This is a genomic window from Stenotrophomonas sp. GD03654 (genome assembly GCF_029845105.1).
Taxonomy (GTDB): Bacteria; Pseudomonadota; Gammaproteobacteria; order Xanthomonadales; family Xanthomonadaceae; genus Stenotrophomonas; species Stenotrophomonas africana.
The window spans coordinates 21,869-43,586 of sequence record NZ_JAOCLC010000043.1; the positions used below are offsets into that span (position 1 = coordinate 21,869).

Here is a 21,718-nt window from a genome sequence, read left to right on the forward strand (position 1 = left end):
GCAATGATCCGCCGATCCCTCGCTGTTGCGCTGGCCACTGCCCTGCTGCCGTTGTCCGCCCATGCCGCCGACCTGCTGCAGGTCTACGAAATGGCCCGCAACGGCGATCCGCAGCTGTCCGCCGCCGAATCGACCCGGCTGGTCGACAAGGAAGGTGCCGTGCAGGCGCGCGCCGCCCTGCTGCCGCAGATCAACGGCCAGGCCACGCTGAACCGCACGCGCAGCGAGCCGAACGCCGACGCCAACTCCGGCTCGTTCACCAACAAGCGCCGCACGTACACGATCGACGGCAGCCAGACGCTGTTCAACTGGACCCAGATCAACAACCTGCGTTCGCAGCGCGAGCTGAGCAAGGCGGCGGATTTCACCCTCGATTCGGCCAACGACAGCCTGATCGTTCGCACGTCGGCGGCCTACTTCAACGTGCTGGTGGCGATCGAATCGCTGAACGCCGCACAGACCAACGAAGCGGCCGCGAAAAAGCAGTTCGATTTCGCCGACAAGCGCCTGGAAGTGGGCCTGGCGCCGATCACCGACGTGCACGAAGCGCGCGCCCAGTACGACCAGGCGCGCGCCAACACCATCGTTGCGCAGAACACCCTGGCCGATAACTACCAGGCACTGACCGAGCTGACCGGCCAGCCGGTGGTCAACCTGCGCGGCCTGCCGGCCGACTTCCGCCCGGAAGTGCCGGCCAACCGCGGCAACATCGACGAGCTGGTGCACCAGGCCACCACCCAGAATCCGGCACTGAAAGCGCAGGAGCTGAAGGTCAGCGCCGCCGAGGCAGGGGTGCAGGCTGCCCGTGGCGGTCATTACCCGACCCTGTCGCTGGGCGGCAGCTGGGGCAAGAGCGCGACCTGGGGTGACAGCACCGGCGCGGGTTCGCTGTCGCCGGATGCGCGCACCAACAGCATCGGCCTGACCCTGAGCGTGCCGATCTTCGCCGGCGGTGCCACCCAGTCCGGCGTGCGTCAGGCGTTGGCCCAGCGTGACATCGCCCAGGACGGCTACGAGCAGCAGAAGCGTGCCCTGGACCGCAACACCCGCAATGCCTACCAGACCCTGGTGCAGGGCATCAGCGAAGTGGAAGCGCGCCGCCTGGCGGTGGTCTCGGCACAGAGCGCCTACGATGCTTCGCAGGTCGGGCTGGAAGTCGGTACCCGTACCGTGCTGGACGTGATCCAGAACCAGCGCATCCTGTTCTCGGCGCAGCTGGACTACGCCCAGGCCCGTTACACCTTCCTGCAGAACCGCCTGCTGCTGAGCCAGTCGCTGGGTGCGCTGGATGTGGCCGAGCTGCAGGACGTGAACCGCCTGCTGACCCAGGACGCGGGCAACCCGGCAACGACCACGCACTGAGTGGTCGCCGCGCCGGCAACGAAGAAGCCACCCGCGAGGGTGGCTTTTTTGTGGCCGTTGCACGGCGATCAGCCCGGCCAGACACGCATGCGCTCCACTGCGGCCAACACGCACAGTGCCGCAGCCACGGGCGCAAGCACCAACAAGACGCGTGAGGGTGGCGCCTGCACGCGAAGCACGGTCAGGCACAAGGCCGCCATCACCAGCAGGGTTGCCGGGCCAGGCAGCACCGGCAGCGTACCAACGGGCAGCAGCAGCGCCAGCACCGCCGCCGAGGCCACCACCACGCACCACGCCAGTCGCGCCCGCAATCCTGCCACCGCATGGCTGGCCGCAGGCCACAGCTGCGCCGCCAGGCGCGCGGCAACCCTCATCACTACCAGCAGCAGCGCCGCCAGCCCTGCTGCACCGGCCAGTGGCAGCAACGGCATCATCCAGTGCAGCTGCGGGTGCTGCTGCAGCGCCACCGACAACGGTCGCGTACTGGCCAATGCAGGGAACTCCACCAGTCCTGCCTGCAACGCGGCCAGCACGATAAGCAGCAGCATGGCCAGCAGCAGCATCCCTGCCAGCAGCGGCATGGTCCGTGCCCTCTCCTGCCGGCCCATGCCGGGAAATCCCAGCGCAAGGCCAACGCTGGCGAACACACCGAGCAGCGGTACGCTCGCCGCCAGCACTCCACCCAGTCCGAAACGATAAGGCGCCGTTGCTTCCGGCAACCATGGAATCCAATGTGCGTAGTGCACGTAACGCGCCGCCAGGGCCAGCAGGAGCAGGCCGATGCCGATCTTCATCGTGAGCAACGCACAGGCAGCCAATACCACACGACGTGGCGGCAGCAACCCGACCACGCCAAGCAGAAGCAGGCCGAAGACCGCCGCCAGCTGATCCGGCATGGCGTTGCCGGCATCGATGCCGCAGCGGAGCAGGAACACGCGCAGATGACTGGCCAGGGATTGCGCCGCGCCAGCACTGGTCGCCACCAGCTCCAGCAGCAACATGCCACCCAGCAGGCCGGCAGATGCCCTGCCCGATCCGGCGCGCAGCAGACCCAGCAGGCCATCAACGGGCAGTAGCGGGTTCAGGACGTGCAGACAGCACAGCAGGGGCAAGGTGCCCAGCGCGGCCAACAACAGGCTCAGCACGATGGCCGGTCCCGCCTGCGCGGCGGTGTGCTGGCCGACCAGAGCGATCACGCTGCCCCCCAGCAGCAGCGTCAGTGCCACCGTGGCGACGTGATCCCTGCCGAGGCGGGCATCCCGGTCGAGGCTGTTGTCGCTGTCCATCGCAAGTCCCCTTGATATCCGCCCAGGTGCGGTCGGCAGCAGGCTGGCAGCCTGCGCCAAGGGGCGGTATCAGAATCTGTACCGGGGGCTCCGCGATGTGATCACAGACACGATCGAAGGCCTATAACCGGTCCTGCTGCGACAGGATTCCGGTCGCTAAGCAGAATTGATGTAGTCGATCACGTCAGCCGACCGGCCTGCTGCCGGTAGGCGTCTCAGCTCCGCGGTGGCGGCAGATGCGGCGCGACCAGCGCCAGCGTGCGCTGCAGGGCGCCCCGGCCATTGCTGACCAGCGTGCAGCCAGCGCGCGCCATGTCCTGGCGCGCCTGTACATCGTCGAGCAGGTGCTGCAACAGGTCGCCGACCGCCTGCACGTCCTCGCCGATCAGCAGTGCGCCGGCCTCACGCATGCGGCGCGAGATCTCAGCGAAGTTGTGCAGGTGCGGGCCGGTCACGGCAGCGGTGCCCATCGCCGCCGGCTCCAGCAGATTGTGGCCACCGATCGGCTGCAGGCTGCCGCCGACAAACGCCACCTGCGCGCAGGCATAGAAGGGCATCAGCTCGCCCAGAGTGTCGATGACGAACACGTCGGTGTCGGCCTCGGGCCACTGCTTCGCGCGCCGGGTGGCCACGTTCCAGCCCTGTTCGCGCGTCAGCGCCTCTACCTTCGGGAAGCGCTCGGGATGACGCGGCGCCCACAGCAGCAGCAGGTCGGGATGCTGCTGGCGCAGGCGACGGTGCAGGTCGACCACCGCCTGTTCTTCGCCATCGTGGGTACTGGCGGCGATCCACACCGGACGCCCGGCCGGCACGCGGGCGTGGAACTGCTCGACGAAGCTCTTCACGTCCGGCGTGGCGATGTCGAACTTCAGGTTGCCCAGCGCCTGGACCTGCTCCGGGGCAGCGCCCAGCTGGACGAAGCGGTCCGCGTCGTCCTGCGACTGCGCGGCCACGCAGGTGACCGTACGCAGGGCGCGCCGGATCAGCGCCGCCAGCAGCCGGTAGCCGCGCAACGAGCGTGCAGACAGGCGCGCATTGAGGATGTAGACCGGAATGCCCCGGTCACGGCAGCCGAACAGCATGTTCGGCCACAGTTCGGTTTCCAGGATCAGCGCCAGGCTGGGCTGGAAGTGACCGAGGAAGCGGTTGACGCTGCCGGGTACGTCGTACGGCAGGTAGACGTGGTCCAGCGCATCGCCCCACAGCGCTCGCACGCGCTCCGAACCGGTCGGGGTGATGGTGGTGATGACCCAGCGGATGTCCGGGCGCTGCTCGCGCAGGGCGTTCACCAGCGGCGCGGCGGCATTGACCTCGCCCACCGACACCGCGTGCAGCCAGACCCGTGGCTGGCCGGTCGGCTGTGGATAGGAGGCGTAGCGCTCGTCCCAGCGCCGGAAGTACTCACGGACCCGGAAACCGCGCCAGACCAGGTGATACACGGTGATCGGCAGCAGGATGTAGAGCACGACCGAATACAGGCCGCGCAGGATCCATTCGACAGGGTCTTTACGCATGCGGCAAGGATACGGGAGCCCCCCGGGAAAGACACGCGGCCGCCTTGGTAGAATGGGGCAATGTCCGATGCCACCACCGCCGTCCGCCCGTCGCTGCGCGATCCACGCAACTGGCCAATGTTCGCCGCCATGTTCGGCGCCTTCGCCATCGCCCGCCTGCCGTGGATGCTGCAGCGTGCGCTGGGCCGGGGCGTCGGCTGGATCACCTGGCGCCTGCTCGGCAGCCGCCGTCGCGCCGCCGAGGTCAACCTGCAGCTGTGCTTCCCCGAAAAGGATGAAGCCTGGCGGCAACGTCTGGTACGCGACAGCTTCGATGCGCTGGGCGTGGGCGTGTTCGAGTGCATCCGTGCCTGGTGGGGCAGCATCGACCGCATCCGCCCGCAGGTGCAGATCGAAGGCCTGGAGCACCTACGGCAGATGCAGGCCGAAGGCCGTGGCGTGCTGCTGGTTTCCGGCCACTTCATGACCCTGGAGATGTGCGGCCGCCTGCTGTGCGACTACGTCGACCTGTCCGGCATGTACCGCAAGCACAAGAACCCGGTGTACGAATGGGCGGTGAAGTTCGGCCGCCTGCGCTATGCCAAGGCGATGTTCGCCAACGAGGACATCCGCGCCACCGTGCGGCACCTGAAGAAGGGTGGCTTCCTCTGGTATGCACCGGACCAGGACATGCGTGGCAAGGACACCGTGTTCGTGCCGTTCTTCGGCCACACCGCGTCCACCATCACCGCCACCCACCAGCTGGCGCGGATGACCGGTTGTGCGGTGATCCCGTATTTCCACCGTCGCGAAGGCGGCAGGTACTTCCTGAAGATCGGTGCGCCGCTGGAGAATTTCCCCAGCGAGGACGTGGAAGCCGATACCACGCGGGTCAACCAGGCCATCGAAGAGATGGTGCGCGAAGCGCCCGACCAGTACTTGTGGATCCACCGTCGTTTCAAGCGCCAGCCGGGTGGCCGGAGCGATTTCTACAAGTAGCGGTGGGAGGGATGGCTTCATCCACGCATGGCGTGGATCTACTGCCTTGTGCAGCTTCATCCGCGTATGGCGTGGATTCAATGACGTGGGGCATTCTGAAGTAGATCCACGCCATGCGTGGATGCTCTTCGATTCCGTGCCGTGATTCACAACGGCCAGCGGCACCAGGCGTACGGGTACTCCCCCACCACGCACGCCAAGCCCGCGCGGACCGGATTGGCCAGGATGTACATCGCCTTCTCGTGAAGTGATTCGTCGGTCCGCACTGCATGGTCGTGATAGCCGTGCTGCCACAGCACACCCTGCCGCTCCAACCGCCGGTTCAGCAACCTGCTGCTGCGTGACTTCAGAAAGGACATGCACTCGGCCAAGGTTCCACTGCGCAGTTCCATCAGCCAGTGCAGATGGTCAGGCATCACCACCCAGGCGAGACTGTGGCTGAAGCCCCTACGCTCGACGAAGCGCAGGGTGTCGATCAGGATCGCCATGTCCGCCGCATCGGCGAACAACGGTTCACGGCCAAGGGTTGCCGTGGCCAATGAGTACACGTTGCCGGATCGGGAAAATCGATCGTAGCGGAGTCTTGGGCTGGCCATGCCTCGAGCGTGCGATACGCATGGAAACACCGGTAGTGGTGGGTTACCTGTGTTTGCGTCGGGAAAGCTCCATCCACGCATGGCGTGGATCTACCACAGCAATCTCCGTTCGGTACGTGCAGTAGAGCCACGCCATGCTGGATGGACGATCACACCGCCGTCGGCGTGTCGTCCGATTCGCGTGCCAGCAGGCTGCCGGCGAACAGCGCTGCCAGCAGCACGGTCAGCCCACCCCAGAACGCCGAGTAGAACGCCAGGTGGGTGTTGAGCGGGAACACCGTGACCGCCAGCGCCAGCATCGCCGGCCGCGCACGCTCACGGGCGGCGGCCGGCGCATAACGCCATGCCCGCCAGGCCTGGGCCACCGCCGCCAGCCACAGCAGCAGGCCCAGCACACCGGTTTCTGCCAGGATTTCCAGCACGATCTGATGGGCGTGCAACGCGGGGGCATTGCCCCACACCGCCGGTCCTCCATCGGCCACGCAGGCCGGATAGGCATCGCGGAAACCGCGCGCGCCGACCCCGTTGACCGGGTGCTCTTCAATCATGCAGACGGCCGCTTCCCAGATCCGCGCGCGACCGGACAGCGCTTCGTCGACACCCCGTTCGCCTCCATCCCAGGCCATCGCCGTACGTGCGAAGCGTTCGCGCAGCTGCGGCACGCTGGCGGTCAGCACCCCTGCCCCGAGAACTGCGACCAGCGCCAGCATCGCCAGCCGCTTCCAGCCGAACTGGCGTACGCCGCTGTAGGCCAGCACCAGTGCGAAGGTGATCCACGAGGCACGCGAGCCGGCCAGCAGCAGCACACTGCCCAGCGCGGCGGCCGCCAGCACCCAGCCCGCATTGCCAAAGCGCCGCGCGGCGGGCAGCAGCAGGAACGGCGACAGGCTGGCCAGCACCTGGCCGAACTTCAGGTTGCACGGCCCCAGTGCGCCACTGAGGCGGTCGGCCACTGCAGCCTCGTCGGCCGGGCACAATGCATGGCCGCTCACCGCCAGCTTCAGCTGCTCCAGTGACCAGAACCACGGGCTGGTACCCGCTAGCGCCTGCACCAGCGCATCCAGCGTCCACGCAGCGGTGATCAACGCGAGGCCACCGAAGGTCAGCCGCCTCCGTTCCGGCGTGGCCACCGCGATCGCCACCAGCCACATGAAAGGCAGGTAGCGCAGGCCGGCGGCCGCCTTCGTCCACGACGCTGCCGGATCGATCGCATCAAACGCCGAGAATGCCTGCGGCAGCCAATAGCCCAGGAACAGGATCGAGGTCAGCGCCCAGGCTGCCGTACTCAACAGGTGCGGGCGGCGCTGCAGGCGGCGCATGACCATGCGCGCGGCGGCGTAGACCGCACCAAGACCGAGCACGGTTTCAGCGATGCCCGGCAACGGCCACAGCGCCACGTACGCCAGCACCCACCAGGGCGCCCAGCGCCCGGCGCGGTCGTCGCGCCCGGTGACGGCGGGGTCAGCCGGCGAGGTCGGCATAGAGGCGGAGGGTATCGCGCTGCATGGCCTGCAGGGTAAACGGGATGCGGGTCGGCAAGGACGGCGGCTGCGCCAGCAGGGCCAGCGCACGTTCACCCAGCGCGCGTGCATCGCCCAGCGGCACCGCGCCAGTGGGCTGCAGCTGCCGAAGCAGTTCGCCGACGCCACCATGATCCCAGCCCAGCACCGGACGGCCGACCGACAGCGCCTCGACCACGGTGCGGCCGAATGCTTCGGGCTTGTCCGACAGCTGCAGCACAAGATCGCTGGCTGCATAGGCCTGGGCGATACGCGCGGTCGGCGTGCTGATCTGCACGGCGTCGGTCACGCCGAGCACGGCCGCCTGCCGGCGCAGGTCGGCCACGTAGGCTTCGCGGCCGGGTTCATCGGTGCCCAGCATCCACAGCTGTGCTGGCACACCGGCCGCGCGTACATCCGCCAGCAACTGCAGCGCATGAACATGTCCCTTCAGCCGGGTGCCCCGCCCCGGCAGCAGCAGCAGCGGGCCCTCAACCTGCGCCAGCCACGGGTAATCGGCTGCCAGCGTCAGTCGTGGCCGGCGGTCGGCGCGGGCCACGCGCGGAAACTGTGCGACATCGACGCCGCGCGGAATCACCTGCAGCTTCGCTTCGGGAACCGTCGGATAGTGCCGCTGCACGTAGTCGCGCACGCTGTTGGACACGCAGATCACGCGTTCACCGCTGGTCATCACCGCGCTGTAGCGACTGGGCGAATTCAACCCGTGCACGGTGGTCACCCAGTGCGGCCGCTGTGCGACGGGCATGGCGCGGATCGCGTACAGGCCCAGCCAGGCCGGCAACCGCGAACGGGCATGCACGATATCCGCGCCCACTTCGGCGAACAGGCGGCGCAACGTCGGCAGGTGGCGTAGGGTCAGCAGCGACTTGCGGCCGATGTCGAGGTTGAGGTGCTCGGCACCGCTATCGAGCAGCGGCTGCACCAGGCGGCCACCGGCGGAGACCACCAGCGCACGATGGCCGGCAGCGACCAGGGCCGCGGCGATTTCCAGGGTCGAGCGCTCGACGCCGCCGGAGTGCAGCGCCGGCAGCAACTGCACCACGGTCAATCGGCGCATCGAAGGGGCGGCCGCTTAGTCGGCCAGCACGAACACGGAACCGCAGTAGGGGCACTGCGCTTCGCCATTGGGCTCGTCTTCGATCGGCAGGTACACGCGCGGATGCGAGTTCCACAGCGCCATTTCCGGGGTCGGGCAGCTCAGCGGCAGATCGCTGCGGTGCACGGTGTAGCGCTTCTCGGCGTTGGCGGGCGCGGTGGCGGTATGGCTCATGGCGGATGTCGATGAACGGGTTGCGAGGCCTGTGATTCTAGCATCCGGGCCGCCCCGACATTGCGCAACAAGAGGTCTTTGCGTGTACCGGGCCGATTCCCTGCGACCCTGCACGCCACCTCGGGATGAGGTGCCGACGGGAATTCCCGACCGATCCTGCAGGTTAACGGCGTGAAACCACCGACAACGATATTTCCCGCATTTGGATCGAACTAAATGGCACTTGTCAGGTTGCCACGGCTGTTGCAGGATCGGGCCAGGTCGTGAACCGGCCTGCCCCAATCCGACCCGATCGCATGGCCCGCCCCCACCGGACCGGCATCGCCTCTTCCACTGCCATCCCGGCGGGCGGAGCGATGCTGTCCGTGGTGTCCGCCGATGCGGGTTCTGCCCGCCGCCTGCCCTTCCGGGAGACCCTTGCATGACCCTGTCCGATCCACGCCGCGCCCTGCTTCCGCTCGCTCTGGCCCTGGCCTGTGCGACTACCGCGATGCCGGTGCTGGCACAGGGACTGCAGACCTCCTTCGAGCCCGGCGAACCTGCCCCGTCGCAGGCCGCGGGTGCACTGCAGGTGACGATCGGCAACGGCCCTGCGGCGCCTTACGCCGCCAAGCGCAATGCGGGCTACAGCGGCCTGCATGCACTGCGCTACCGCAGCGAAGGCGGCAGCGCGCGGCGCGAGCTGTTCAAGACCGACCTGCCGATCGAGGCCGATACCACCCTGTCGTGGCTGGTGCTGCCGGAGATCGTCGGCAAGGACACCGTGGCCTCGACCTATGTGTCACTGGACCTGCTGCTGGACGATGGCAGCCGCGTTTCGGCCGGTGCGGCGCGTGACCAGCATGGGGTGGCGATCGGCGCACGCGCGCAGGGCGAGTCGAAGACGCTGTACCCGCAGCAGTGGGCGCGCAAGGCAGTGCGGCTGGGCGACGTACCCACGCTGAAGGGCCGCCGCGTGGTGGCGATCGAGCTGGAGGTGGCCAGTGCCGAGGGCGCGCCGGTGTCCGGCTGGATCGATGACGTGCGCCTGGACGCAATGCCGCGACAGCAGCCACAGCGCGTCTCCGACTGGGTGCTGACCACCCGTGGCACCCAGGCCAACGGCACCTTCTCGCGCGGCAACAATTTCCCGGCCACGGCAGTGCCGCACGGGTTCAATTTCTGGACCCCGGTGACCGATGCCGGCGCACTGAACTGGCTGTACCGCTGGAACGAACAGAACGACGCACAGAACCGTCCGCAGCTGCAGGCGCTTGCGCTGAGCCATCAGCCCAGCCCATGGATGGGCGACCGCCAGACCTTCCAGGTGATGCCCTCGGCCAGCCGTGGTGTGCCGGACGCCGACCGCCGCAAGCGCGCGCTGTCGTTCGATCGCCGCCATGAAAGCGCACGCCCGTATCGCTACGACGTGCGCTTCGACAACGGCATCGCTGCCGCCATCGCGCCGACCGATCATGCTGCGCTGTTCCGCTTCGACTTCCCCGAGGGCGGCGACGCCAACCTGCTGTTCGACAACGTCGATGCACGCGGTGGCCTGACTTTGGACGCCGCCACGCAGACGCTGTCCGGCTACACCGACACACGCAGCGGCCTGTCCAACGGCGCCAGCCGCATGTACGTGGTGGCCCGCTTCGACAAGCCGTGGCGCGGCAGTGGGCGCCTCGACACCGGGCGCCCGACCGGTTACATCAAGTTCGATGCCGGCAGCGACCGGCGGGTGACCATGCGCATCGCCACCTCGCTGATCTCGATCGAGCAGGCGCGGCACAACCTGGCGCTGGAAATCGCCGCGGCCGATACGCTGGAAAGCGTGGCCGGCCGCGCGCAGGATGCGTGGGACGCGCGCCTGGCCCGCTTCGACATCGGCGATGCCAGCGACGACCAGAAGACCACGTTGTATTCCAGCCTGTACCGGCTGTTCCTGTACCCGAATTCCGGCCACGAGAACGTGGGCAGCGCCGCCGCACCGGAGTGGCGCTACGCCAACCAGGCCAGCGCCAGCGATGACAACACCGAAGGCAGCGCGACCCGCAGCTACGCCGCCGTGCGCGATGGCAAGGTGTTCGTCAACAACGGCTTCTGGGACACCTTCCGCACCACCTGGCCGGCCTACGCACTGTTCACGCCCGAGGATGCCGGGCAGATGGTGCAGGGCTTCATCGAGCAGTACCGCGCCGGTGGCTGGATCGCGCGCTGGTCGTCGCCGGGCTACGCCGACCTGATGGTCGGTACCAGCTCGGACGTGGCCTTCGCAGATGCGTGGCTGAAGGGCATCGGCGGCTTCGATCCGGCCGAGGCCTACGCCGCCGCGCTGAAGAACGCGACCGTGGTCCCGCCCGACCGCCATGTCGGCCGCAAGGGCATGGACCGCTCGACCTTCCGTGGCTATGCCAGCGCCGACGTGCACGAAGGCATGTCGTGGACGATGGAAGGCGCGCTCAATGACTTCGGCATCGCCAACATGGCCGATGCCCTGGCCAAGCGCGCGGCCACGCCGGCCGCACGCGAGCGCTACAGCACCGAGGCCGACTACTTCCGCCATCGCGCCGCCAGTTACGCGACGATGTTCGATCCGGCGGCCGGCTTCTTCCAGGGCCGCAAGGCCGATGGCCGCTGGCGCGTGGACGCCAAGGACTACGACCCGCGCGTGTGGGGCCACGACTACACCGAATCCAATGGCTGGACCTTCGCTTTCACCGCCGCCCACGATGGCGAGGGCCTGGCGGCGCTGTACGGTGGCCGCGAGAAGCTGGCGGCGAAGCTGGATACCTTCTTCGCCACACCGGAGACCGCGGACCCGGCACTGGCCGGTTCCTATGGCGGCACCATCCATGAGATGACCGAAGCACGCGACGTGCGCATGGGCATGTATGCGCACAGCAACCAGCCGGCACACCACATCCCGTGGATGTACCTGTACGCCGGGCAGCCGTGGAAGACCCAGCAGCATGTGCGCGAGATCCTGTCGCGGCTGTATGTCGGCAGCGAGATCGGCCAAGGCTACCCGGGCGATGAGGACAATGGCGAGACCTCGGCATGGTACGTGCTTGCTTCGCTGGGCCTGTACCCGCTGCGCATGGGCGCCCCGGAGTACGTGATCGGCTCGCCGGCATTCGAGCACGCACGGGTGGAGCTGCAGGGTGGTGCCGTGCTGACCGTGAACGCGGCCAACAACTCGCGTGAGAACGTCTACGTGCAGTCGCTGAAGATCAACGGCCAGCCCTGGACGAAGACCTGGGTGCCGCACGAGCTGATCGCCAAGGGCGCGACGCTCGACTTCGTGATGGGACCGCAGCCGTCGCGCTGGGGCAGTGGCGTGGATGACGTGCCGCGCTCGTTGACCACACGCGGGCAGCGCCCGCAGCTGCTGCACGACCTGCTGGGCAGTGGCGCGAAGGCGACGTCGGCCGATGGCCGTGCCCTGCCCGCGCTGGTCGATGACGATGCCGGCACGACGGTGGGCCTGGGCGGCGGTGCAACCATCGCGCTGACCGGCCTGGCCGAGGGCACCCCGACCATGTACACGCTGACCAGCGGTGACGGCCGCATCCTGGGCGGTGAGTGGACGCTGGAAGCACGCAACGGCAGCGGCAGCTGGGCAGTGCTCGACCAGCGCAGCGGCGAAGATTTCGAATCCGCCCGCCAGACCCGTCCGTTCCGCATCGCCAGACCCGGTCGCTACAGCGAGTACCGCCTGCGCCTGGCGGCACCGGCACGGCTGCCGCTGGCGGAGATCGAACTGTTGGCGGCCGGCACCGTACAATGAGCGGCATGCGCTTCCGTCTTCTGCCACTGGCCCTTGTTGCCCTGTCCTTCCCAAGTTTCGGCCAGACCCAGGCGTTCGATACGCAGCTGACCCGCGACGGTGTGACGCTGAACTACCAGGATGCCCGTGGCGCGCTGGCCGCGCCGCAGCGCAAGCGGGTGATCGATACGTTCTTCTTCGCCTACCTGCGCGAACGTGCGGACTTCCACCCGGCCGCGCCGTCGATGGTGCGCATCGTGATCGATCCGGCCTACACCGGCATCGCCTTCGTCGGTGACAAGGACCAGGCAGCGACGATCACCATCAATCCAGGCTGGCTTGCGCAACACCCGAACGACATCGACCTGGTCACCCATGAGGCGATGCACATCGTGCAGGGGTATCCCGGCTACGGCGATACACGGGTACCGGGCTGGCTGGTGGAAGGCATCGCCGACTACGCGCGCGACCGCTACGGCATGGACAATGCCGCCGCAGGCTGGGCACTGCCGGGCAAGGTCGAGAAGGGACAGAACGTCGACAGCGGCTACCGGGTGACCGGTGCGTTCCTGAAATGGGCCGAGGCCGAGCATCCCGGCCTGGTGCTGGCGCTGGACAAGGCCCTGCGCGAAGGCCGCTATACGCCTGCGCTGTGGCAGAAGCACACCGGCAAGGCACTGCAGGCGCTGTGGACGCAGTACGCCAAGCCACGTTCGGATGCACCGCCGCCGGCGCCGGCGCGCCGCGGCAAGCGGCACTGACTGGGTAGAGTCGACTGGGTAGAGTCGACTGTTGGTGGACTGACTTTCGCACAACTACCGAAAACCCCGCGCTTCGCGCGATAGTCGACCAACGGTCGACTCTACCCCGCTGCCTTCTATGCCTCAGCGCGACTGCACGAAACCGGCATACAGCGCGAACAGCTGCTGGAAGTACCGCCGCGTCACTCGATTGCGCATGACACCCTCACCCATGGAAAGTTGGTCGGGCCCAGGGTGGGGAGGCCGGTCCGGTCCCTTCCCACGGCCAGGCCGCGTGGGCGTATTGGGCCGTAACGGCGTTGCAGGCACATGACCGGGTTGCGTAGCGCGTGTGGCAGCGGTGGGACCGGCATCGGGACCGGTAGAGTCGACTGTTAGTCGACTATCGCGCGATCGCGCGGGATTTTCGGTGGTTGTACGAAAGGCAGTCGACTAGCAGTCGACTCTACCCGTTTCCGCCTTGCGGAAACAGAAACGCGCCCCGTGGGGCGCGTTTCTGCAGATCGAATCGGAAAGAAGGCTTATGCCTTCTTTTCCGCTTCCAGCTGCTTGCGGATCTGCGCATCCACCGCCGCAATGGCGGTCATGTTCAGGATCCGGCGCGAGGTCGCGCTGGTGGTCAGGATGTGCACAGGCTTGTTCACGCCCATCAGGATCGGGCCGATCGCCACGCCGTCGGTGAACACACGCACCAGGTTGTAGGCGATGTTGGCCGCTTCCAGGTTCGGCAGCACGAACAGGTTGGCGCGGCCCTGCAGGGTCGAGCCCGGCAGCAGCTTCTGGCGCAGCGCTTCATCCCATGCGGTGTCGCCCTGCATTTCGCCATCCACGTTCAGACGCGGGTTGCGCTTGAGCAGCAGCTCACGCACCTGGCGCATCTTCAGCGCATCCTTCGAATCGTGGCTGCCGAAGTTGGAATGCGACAGCAGCGCCACCTTCGGCTCGATGCCGAACAGCTTCATGCGGTAGGCCGCCTGCAGGGTCGCTTCGCACAGCTGCTCGGCAGTCGGGTCTTCCTGCACGTGGGTGTCGACGAAGAAGAACACGCCCTGCTGGTTGATCACGCCGGTCATCGCCGAGGTCGAGGTGACCTTCGGCTCCAGCGGCAGCACGCTGCGCACGTAGCCCAGCTTCTTGTGGAAGCGGCCAACGATGCCGGTCAGCATCGCATCGGCTTCGCCACGGGCGACCATTACCGCGGCGATCAGGGTCGGGCGCGAACGCATCAGGTTCTTCGCCGCGGCCACGGTCACGCCACGACGGCCGGTCAGGCCATGGTAGTACTGCCAGTACTCGTTGAAGCGCGGGTCGTCGTTGATGTTGGTGACTTCAACGTTCTCGCCGATCTTCAGGCGCAGGCCCAGGCGCTCGATGCGCGACTCGATCACTTCCGGGCGACCGATCAGGATCGGGTGCGCCAGGCCGTCATCGACCACGTTCTGCACCGCCTGCAGCACCACTTCCTCCTCGCCTTCGGCGTACACCACGCGCTGCTTGTCGCTGCGCGCGCGGTCGTAGACCGGCTTCATCATCAGGCTGGTGCGGTAGACGAACTGGGCCAGCTTGTCGCGGTAGGCGCCCATGTCATCGATCGGGCGCGAGGCCACGCCCGAGTCCATCGCGGCCTGGGCCACGGCGGCCGACAGCTCCACCAGCAGGCGGCGGTCGAACGGACGCGGAATCAGGTATTCACGGCCGAAGCTCGGGGTCTCGCCGCCGTAGGCCGAGCCCATGTCGGTGGCCGCACGACGGGCCAGCGCGGCGATGGCGCGCACGCAGGCGATCTTCATTTCCTCGTTGATCGCGGTCGCGCCCACGTCCAGCGCACCGCGGAACAGGTACGGGAAGCACAGCACGTTGTTGACCTGGTTCGGGTAGTCCGAACGGCCGGTGCCGATGATCGCGTCCGGACGCGCTGCACGCGCCAGTTCCGGCATGATTTCCGGGGTCGGGTTGGCCAGCGCGAAGATCACCGGATCCGGCGCCATGGTCTTGACCATGTCGGCAGTCAGGATGCCCGGCGCCGACAGGCCCAGGAAGATGTCCGCGCCGTCGACGATCTCGGCCAGGGTGCGCTTGTCGGTGTCACGCGCATAGCGCTGCTTTTCCGGGTCCAGGTCGGTACGACCGGTGTGGATCACGCCCTCGCGGTCGAAGGCCAGGATGTTTTCCGGCTTCAGGCCCAGCTGCACCAGCATGTTCACGCAGGAAATGCCGGCTGCGCCCATGCCCGTGGTCGCCAGCTTCACTTCCTCGATCTTCTTGCCGGTGATCGCCATCGCGTTGAGCACCGCCGCACCGACGATGATCGCCGTGCCGTGCTGGTCGTCATGGAACACCGGGATCTTCATGCGCTCGCGCAGCTTGCGCTCGACAACGAAGCATTCCGGCGCCTTGATGTCTTCCAGGTTGATGCCGCCGAAGGTCGGCTCCAGCGAGGCGATGATGTCGACCAGCTTGTCCGGGTCGGTCTCGTCCACTTCGATGTCGAACACATCGATGCCGGCGAACTTCTGGAACAGCACGCCCTTGCCTTCCATCACCGGCTTGCCGGCCAGCGCGCCGATGTTGCCCAGGCCCAGCACCGCGGTGCCGTTGGAGATCACCGCCACCAGGTTGCCGCGGGCGGTCAGCTCGCTGGCCTGCTGCGGGTCGGCCTTGATCGCTTCACAGGCGTACGCCACGCCCGGCGAATACGCCAGCGACAGGTCGCGCTGGGTCAGCATGGGCTTGGTAGCGGAAACCTTGATCTTTCCCGGCGGGGACATCCGGTGGTAATCGAGGGCGGCCTGTTTGAAATCTTCGTTGGACATCGATGTGGGTTACATGAATGGGCAGAAGGGACAGGGGATGATACCCCCGTTGGAGCGTCCGGACCTGTCGCTATCCTGTCGCAAGCATGCTGCGACCGCACAATTCCGTGCCGTATGCGACGGTGCCGCGACACCAGCTTCGGCGCTGCCCATGACAGTCATGGGACGCCATGAAACGCCGCGGGGCCGTACCACTGTCGTGACCGGCCCCGCGGTACCACACACCTGGATCAGCCCTTGGCCGGCAGCGCCTCGGGCAGTGCGTCCACCGGCGGTGGCAGCTCGCTTTCGCGGCCATCCAGCGCCAGCTGCAGGCGGTTGCGGTCCAGCGCGCCTTCCCAGCGCGAGACCACCACGGTGGCCACCGCATTGCCGATGAAGTTGGTCAGCGAGCGGCATTCGCTCATGAAGCGGTCCACGCCCAGGATCAGCGCCATGCCGGCCACCGGCACTTCCGGCACCACCGCCAGCGTCGCGGCCAGGGTGATGAAGCCGGCGCCGGTGACGCCCGCGGCGCCCTTGGAGCTGAGCATGGCGACCAGCAGCAGGGCGATCTGGTGGCCCAGGGTCAGTTCGGTGTTGGTGGCCTGGGCAATGAACAGTGCCGCCAGGGTCATGTAGATGTTGGTGCCGTCCAGGTTGAACGAGTAGCCGGTCGGGACCACCAGGCCCACCACCGACTTGCTGCAGCCGGCACGTTCCATTTTCTCCATCAGCGACGGCAGCGCCGACTCCGACGAGGAAGTGCCCAGCACCAGCAGCAGCTCAGCCTTCAGATAGCGCGCCAGCTTGAACACCGAGAAGCCGCACAGTCGGCAGACCACACCGAGGATCACCGCCACGAACAGGAACGCGGTGAGGTAGAACGAGCCCACCAGCCACGCCAGGTTGACCAGCGAACCGACGCCGTACTTGCCGATGGTGAAGGCGATTGCGCCGAAGGCACCGATCGGGGCGGCCTTCATCAGGATGTGCACCAGCTTGAACACCGGGGCGACCAGCGCCTCCAGGAAGTTCAGGATCGGCTTGCCCTTCTCGCCCACCGATGCCAGCGCGATGCCGAACAGCACCGCGATGAACAGCACCTGCAGGATGTTGCCGTCGACGAAGGCGCTCACCAGCGTCTTCGGAATGATGTCCATCAGGAAGCCGACCAGAGTCAGGTCGTGCGACTTTTCGACGTAGCTGTGCACCGCGGTCTGGTCCAGCTCGGCCGGGTTGATGTTCATGCCGGCGCCGGGCTGCACCACGTGCGCCACGATCATGCCCACGATCAGTGCCAGCGTGGAGAAGAACAGGAAGTACGCCATCGCCTTGGCGAACACCCGGCCCACCGTACGCAGGTGGGTCATGCTGGCGATGCCGGTGACGATGGTCAGGAAGATCACCGGCGCGATGATCATCTTCACCAGGTTGATGAAGGCATCGCCGAGCGGTTTCATCTTCTCGCCGATCAGCGGTTCGTAGTGGCCGAGGATGGCGCCCAGGACGATCGCCACGATCACCTGGAAATACAGCTGGCGATAGATCGGCAACGGCTTTGCAGGCGCCGGGGCTGCGGTCGGGATGTGCATGGCGGACTCCGGAAGGGGCGTTTTCAGGCACGTACGGCCCCGGGACAGCACGGGAACCGTTACCGTGGAAACTGATCGCAGGCCCTGTGCTGCATGCGCAGGAGGTGCGACCAATGGACGCCTTTGTACGCGCCGGGCACGCCGGCGCAGATAACCTATTGGTACTAGCCCCCCGGTTCAGGTGGCGGCGATGCCTACACTGGCGCCGCACCGCCCGATCCTGGGGAGGCCGGTGGCCCGTGCTGAACGGCCGGGCGCGTCATTGCGAAAGTTTCGGCCCCTGCGGCCGTTGTTGTCCTGTCCACACGCAATCTGAGAGAGCCGCACCCAACATGCGCCCGATTCCCACCTTGCTGGCCCTGTCGCTGGCCGCGCTTCCCGCCTTCGCTTCGGCTGCCGATTTCGACAACTGGCCGACCAAGTACGCCTTCGGCGACGGCACCGAGTTGGCCGCTACCGCCAACATCGCCTACGACTACAACGATTTCTCCTCGGGCAGCGGCCTGGAGGACGACGACGCCGTGCGCCGCAAGGAGTTCGGTGCGACGCTGAAGAAGAAGGGCGTCTACGACGCAATGGTCTATTACGACTTCCAGTCCGATACCTGGCTGGACGTGTTCGTGCGCTTTGAAAGCAAGGCCTTCTTCGGCCGCGACATCGGCCGCTTCCGCTTCGGCTACATGAAGACCCCGGTTGGCCTGGATGCGAACACCTCTTCGCGCGCCGGCAGCTTCCTGGAAACCGCGCTGCCCGTGCAGGCCTTCTACGAAGGCCGCCGCACCGGCGTGGAATGGGTGCTGGAGCGCCCGCAGTACCTGCTGCAGGCCGGCGCCTATGGCGGCAAGGACCTGCAGGGTGACAACCCCGGCACCACCCAGGCCGTGCGTGCGGTGTGGACCCCGGTGAAGGCGCCGGGTGACGTGATCCACCTGGGCCTGGCCTATTCGCAGGAGAATCCGCGCGGCTACAGCGATGGCCGCGATGTACACCACGAAGCCAGCGCACGCCTGCGCGCACGCCCGGAAGCCGGCCTGACCGACATCCGCTATGTCGATTCCGGCGCGCTGGTCACCGCCGACCAGATCCGCCGCACCGGCCTGGAAGGCATCTGGATCCGCGGCCCGTTCTCGCTGCAGGCCGAAGCCCTGCGCGCCACAGTCACCCGCCATGACGGCAAGCCCGACTACACCGGCAGCGGCCAGTACGCGATGGCCAGCTGGGTGCTGACCGGCGAGTCGCGTCCGTACAACGCAGGTGCCGTGGCCAACATCAAGCCGGCGCACGACTACGGCGCGGTGGAACTGGTGGCCCGTTACAGCCGCATGGACCTCGACGATGGCAGCATCCTCGGCGGCCGCCAGCACGACCTGACCCTGGGCGCGAACTGGTACCTGACCAGCCACTTCAAGTTCCAGGCCAACTACGTGAAGGTCGATGCCAGCCGTCGCGGTGTGCATAGCACGCCGGAGATCTTCGAACTGCGCGCGCAGATGCACTTCTGACCCCTTCCACGTCAGATCCCGGCGGGCGTGCACGGCACGCCCGCCGGCCCTGCGTAGACTGCCGGCATGTACTGGCTCAGCCGCCACCGGATGCTGTTGCTGACCCTCCTGGTGATGGTCGGTGGTACCGTGCTGTGTGCGGTCGCCGCCGGCCACTACGCCTGGCGGCGCGCCCTTGGTGAAGAAAGCAGCCAGGTGCAACGCCAGCTGCAGCTGTATGGCCAGGGCCTGCAGCAGCGCATCGACCGCTTCGGCACGTTGCCGCAGGTACTGGCGCTGGATCCGGATCTTCTGCACGCCCTGCGTGTGCCGCCCTCGCCCACCGAACGGCAGCGGCTGAACCTCAAGCTGCAACGCGCCAATGAAGTCACCCGTGCCTCGACCCTGACCCTGGTTGGCTACGACGGCGTGGCAGTGGCGGCCAGCAACTGGGACCAGCCGACCACCAACGTCGGCGAGAACTACAGCTACCGCCCCTACTACCGGCAGGCACTGGCGCAGGGCCGCGGCCGCTTCTACGGCATCGGCATGACTACAGGCGTGCCCGGCTACTACCTGTCGCAGGCCATCGAGGAAGACGGCAAGCGGCTCGGCGTGGTGGTGATCAAGGTCGAGCTGTCGGCGCTGGAGCAGGAATGGTTGAGCAGCCCCGATGTGGTGCTGGCCAGCGACGACCACGACGTGGTGTTCCTGGCCAACCGTGACAGCTGGCGCTACCGCCTGCTGCGTCCGCTGGGCGCCGATGAGCGCCGCGAGATGCTGGACGCCCGCCAGTACGCCGACCGCGCCCTGCAGCCGCTGCGCGCGCGAACCGAAGACGTGCTGGCCGATGGTGGCCGCATGGTGCGCCTGCTGGATCCGGCACTGCCGCAACCGATGCTGTGGCAAAGCCTGCCGCTGCCCGCCGAAGGCTGGAACCTGCATCTGCTGCACGATGCGGGTGCGGCCACCGCCGCCGGCCGTGCAGCCGCGCTTACCGGCGGTGCCGCGTGGCTGGCGCTGGGCTTCCTTGTACTGTTCGTGCAGCAGCGCCGACGCTTGGCCAAACATCGCTTGCGCAGCCGCCGCGAACTGGAGACCCTGCTCAAGCAGCACGCACAGGAACTGCGCACCGCTCAGGACGGCCTGCTGCAGGCGGCCACCGACGCCGACAGCGGACTCAGCCGCAGCCTCGAACACCTGCCGCAGGGCGTGGTGGTGATCGACCGGGAGCTTCGCCTGGTCGCGTGGAATTCGCGCTATCTGGAACTGTTCCGGTTCCCGGCAGACCTGGTGCGCGTCGGTCGTCCGATCGAGGAGCTGTTCCGTTTCAATGCCCGTCGTGGACTGCTCGGTCCCGGCCCGGTCGATGAGGCCATCGAGCGTCGCCTCAACCACCTGCGTAGCGGCCGCCCGCACATGCGCGAGAGCGAGAAGGACGACGGCACGGTGCTGGAGATCCGCGGCAACCCGCTGCCCGACGGCGGCTTCGTCACCAGCTATGCCGACATCACCAGCTACAAGAACGCCGCGCGCGAACTGCGCTCCCTGGCCGATGCGCTGGAACACCGCATCGCCGAGCGCACCCATGATCTGGAAGAAGCCCGCCGCGAAGCCGAGCAGGCCAACCGCTACAAGACCCGTTTCGTTGCCTCGGCCGTGCACGACCTGCTGCAGCCCCTCAACGCGGCGCGCATGTTCGTCTCGGTGCTGCGCGGCAAGCTGATTGACCCGGCGCAGCAACAGACCAGCGACCACATCGATGCTGCATTGGCCGCGCAGGATGCGATCCTCAACAGCCTGCTGGATATCGCGCGCCTGGAATCGGGCAGCCTGCCCACGCGCGTACAGGCGTTCCGGCTCGGGCCTTTGCTGCAGACGCTGGCACGCGAGTTCGGCATCGCCGCGCAGTCACGTGGGCTGGTGGTCGACTGGGTCGATACCGCTGCGGTGGTGGTCAGCGATGAAGCGCTGCTGCGCCGCATCCTGCAGAACTTCCTGTCCAACGCACTGCGCTACAGCGAACGTGGCCGCGTGCTGCTCGGCTGCCGTCGCCGCGAAGGCCTGCTGTGGATCGAAGTGCACGACCAGGGCCCCGGCATTCCCGATGCGCTGCAGGGCGAGATCTTCGAGGAGTTCCGCCGCCTGCACGACGGCCAGCAGCGCGGCGCCGGCCTTGGCCTGGCGATCGTCGACCGCATCGGTCGGCTGCTCGGCCACCCGATCCGCCTGCGCTCGCAGCTGGGCCAGGGCAGCGTGTTCGCGGTGGGCGTGCCGTTCGGCGAGGCCAGCGCGATTCCCGCCGCCGCGCCCGCACCGGTGCTGGCGCAGGAACCGGCTGCGGACAATCCGCTGCGCGGGCGCCGGGTGTGGGTGATCGACGACGATCCGCACGTCTGCGCCGCCAGCCGCGCGCTGCTGGAGCGCTGGGGCTGCGAGGTGGCACTGGCCGATGGCCCACAGGCGGCGCTGCAGCTGGCCAGTACCGTAACGGTACCGGAGCTGGTGCTGCTGGATGTGCGCATGGGCGATCACCACGGGCCGGTGCTGTACGAGACATTGGCCGAACTGTGGCAGGCTCGCCCGCCGGTGGTGCTGGTCACTGCCGAGCGCGACGCGGGATTGCGTGAGATGGCCGCCGAACGCGGCTGGGGAATGATGGCCAAGCCGGTGAAGCCGCCGGCGCTGCGGGCGCTGATGAGTCAGTTGTTGATCCGGCATCGCGGGTAGTTTCCAGCCAACGGCGCAGCCCCTCGTGGGTGGTGTCTGGTTGGTCGTGGAAAGCAAAGGCCGTGGGTGGGCCGGTCGGGTTGGATGC

Annotated in this window: 14 protein-coding genes; 6 read left to right on the top strand and 8 right to left on the bottom strand. The window is 67.5% G+C overall.

Annotated features, from left to right (window positions below; all coding sequences use genetic code 11):
- Nucleotides 1–3 precede the first annotated feature (3 nt).
- The gene (locus N5J73_RS15750) at nt 4–1,362 is read left to right on the top strand and encodes a TolC family outer membrane protein (protein WP_049444008.1); all 1,359 of its coding nucleotides are present in this window, start codon (nt 4–6) and stop codon (nt 1,360–1,362) included.
- A gap of 68 nt (nt 1,363–1,430) precedes the next feature.
- On the opposite strand, the gene N5J73_RS15755 is transcribed toward N5J73_RS15750, so the two are convergent.
- Complete coding sequence (locus N5J73_RS15755) at nt 1,431–2,648, bottom strand: hypothetical protein (protein WP_049444009.1); 1,218 nt, start codon at nt 2,646–2,648, stop codon at nt 1,431–1,433.
- A 215-nt stretch (nt 2,649–2,863) separates the two neighbouring features.
- Nucleotides 2,864–4,162 carry a lipid IV(A) 3-deoxy-D-manno-octulosonic acid transferase gene (waaA, locus tag N5J73_RS15760; protein ID WP_049444011.1) on the bottom strand — a complete coding sequence of 433 codons (1,299 nt, stop codon included), beginning with the start codon at nt 4,160–4,162 and terminating at the stop codon, nt 2,864–2,866.
- Nucleotides 4,163–4,222: 60 nt separating this feature from the next.
- On the opposite strand from waaA, the gene N5J73_RS15765 reads away from it, so the two are divergent.
- Entirely contained in the window at nt 4,223–5,140 is a 918-nt protein-coding gene (locus N5J73_RS15765; protein ID WP_049444013.1) for an LpxL/LpxP family Kdo(2)-lipid IV(A) lauroyl/palmitoleoyl acyltransferase, read from the top strand.
- Nucleotides 5,141–5,286: 146 nt separating this feature from the next.
- On the opposite strand, the gene N5J73_RS15770 is transcribed toward N5J73_RS15765, so the two are convergent.
- The 4 genes from N5J73_RS15770 to N5J73_RS15785 form a co-directional block, all read right to left on the bottom strand.
- Complete coding sequence (locus tag N5J73_RS15770; protein ID WP_049444015.1) at nt 5,287–5,736, bottom strand: transposase; 450 nt, start codon at nt 5,734–5,736, stop codon at nt 5,287–5,289.
- A gap of 149 nt (nt 5,737–5,885) precedes the next feature.
- Nucleotides 5,886–7,217: an O-antigen ligase gene (locus N5J73_RS15775; protein WP_049444016.1), complete on the bottom strand. Its 1,332-nt coding sequence runs from the start codon at nt 7,215–7,217 to the stop codon at nt 5,886–5,888.
- Entirely contained in the window at nt 7,198–8,313 is a 1,116-nt protein-coding gene (locus tag N5J73_RS15780) for a glycosyltransferase (protein ID WP_049444019.1), read from the bottom strand. The genes N5J73_RS15775 and N5J73_RS15780 overlap by 20 nt, the downstream gene beginning before the upstream one ends.
- A gap of 15 nt (nt 8,314–8,328) precedes the next feature.
- Nucleotides 8,329–8,526: a zinc-finger domain-containing protein gene (locus tag N5J73_RS15785; protein WP_005410967.1), complete on the bottom strand. Its 198-nt coding sequence runs from the start codon at nt 8,524–8,526 to the stop codon at nt 8,329–8,331.
- Between the two features lie 421 nt (nt 8,527–8,947).
- Between N5J73_RS15785 and N5J73_RS15790 the strand changes: the two genes are divergently transcribed.
- Together N5J73_RS15790 and N5J73_RS15795 are read left to right on the top strand one after the other, a co-directional pair.
- Complete coding sequence (locus N5J73_RS15790) at nt 8,948–12,292, top strand: GH92 family glycosyl hydrolase (RefSeq protein WP_049444020.1); 3,345 nt, start codon at nt 8,948–8,950, stop codon at nt 12,290–12,292.
- Nucleotides 12,289–13,032: a basic secretory protein-like protein gene (locus N5J73_RS15795; protein WP_049444023.1), complete on the top strand. Its 744-nt coding sequence runs from the start codon at nt 12,289–12,291 to the stop codon at nt 13,030–13,032. The genes N5J73_RS15790 and N5J73_RS15795 overlap by 4 nt, the downstream gene beginning before the upstream one ends.
- A gap of 521 nt (nt 13,033–13,553) precedes the next feature.
- Here the strand turns inward: N5J73_RS15795 and N5J73_RS15800 are convergent.
- Together N5J73_RS15800 and N5J73_RS15805 are read right to left on the bottom strand one after the other, a co-directional pair.
- Nucleotides 13,554–15,845 (bottom strand): NADP-dependent malic enzyme, encoded by a 2,292-nt coding sequence (locus N5J73_RS15800; protein ID WP_032129106.1) that lies wholly within the window; start codon nt 15,843–15,845, stop codon nt 13,554–13,556.
- A 230-nt stretch (nt 15,846–16,075) separates the two neighbouring features.
- Nucleotides 16,076–17,419, bottom strand: a complete 1,344-nt coding sequence (locus N5J73_RS15805; protein ID WP_005410972.1) for a dicarboxylate/amino acid:cation symporter — start codon at nt 17,417–17,419, stop codon at nt 16,076–16,078.
- A 332-nt stretch (nt 17,420–17,751) separates the two neighbouring features.
- On the opposite strand from N5J73_RS15805, the gene N5J73_RS15810 reads away from it, so the two are divergent.
- Nucleotides 17,752–18,921, top strand: a complete 1,170-nt coding sequence (locus N5J73_RS15810; protein ID WP_005414426.1) for a porin — start codon at nt 17,752–17,754, stop codon at nt 18,919–18,921.
- Between the two features lie 66 nt (nt 18,922–18,987).
- Nucleotides 18,988–21,630, top strand: a complete 2,643-nt coding sequence (locus tag N5J73_RS15815) for a PAS-domain containing protein (protein ID WP_049444025.1) — start codon at nt 18,988–18,990, stop codon at nt 21,628–21,630.
- Nucleotides 21,631–21,718 lie beyond the last annotated feature (88 nt).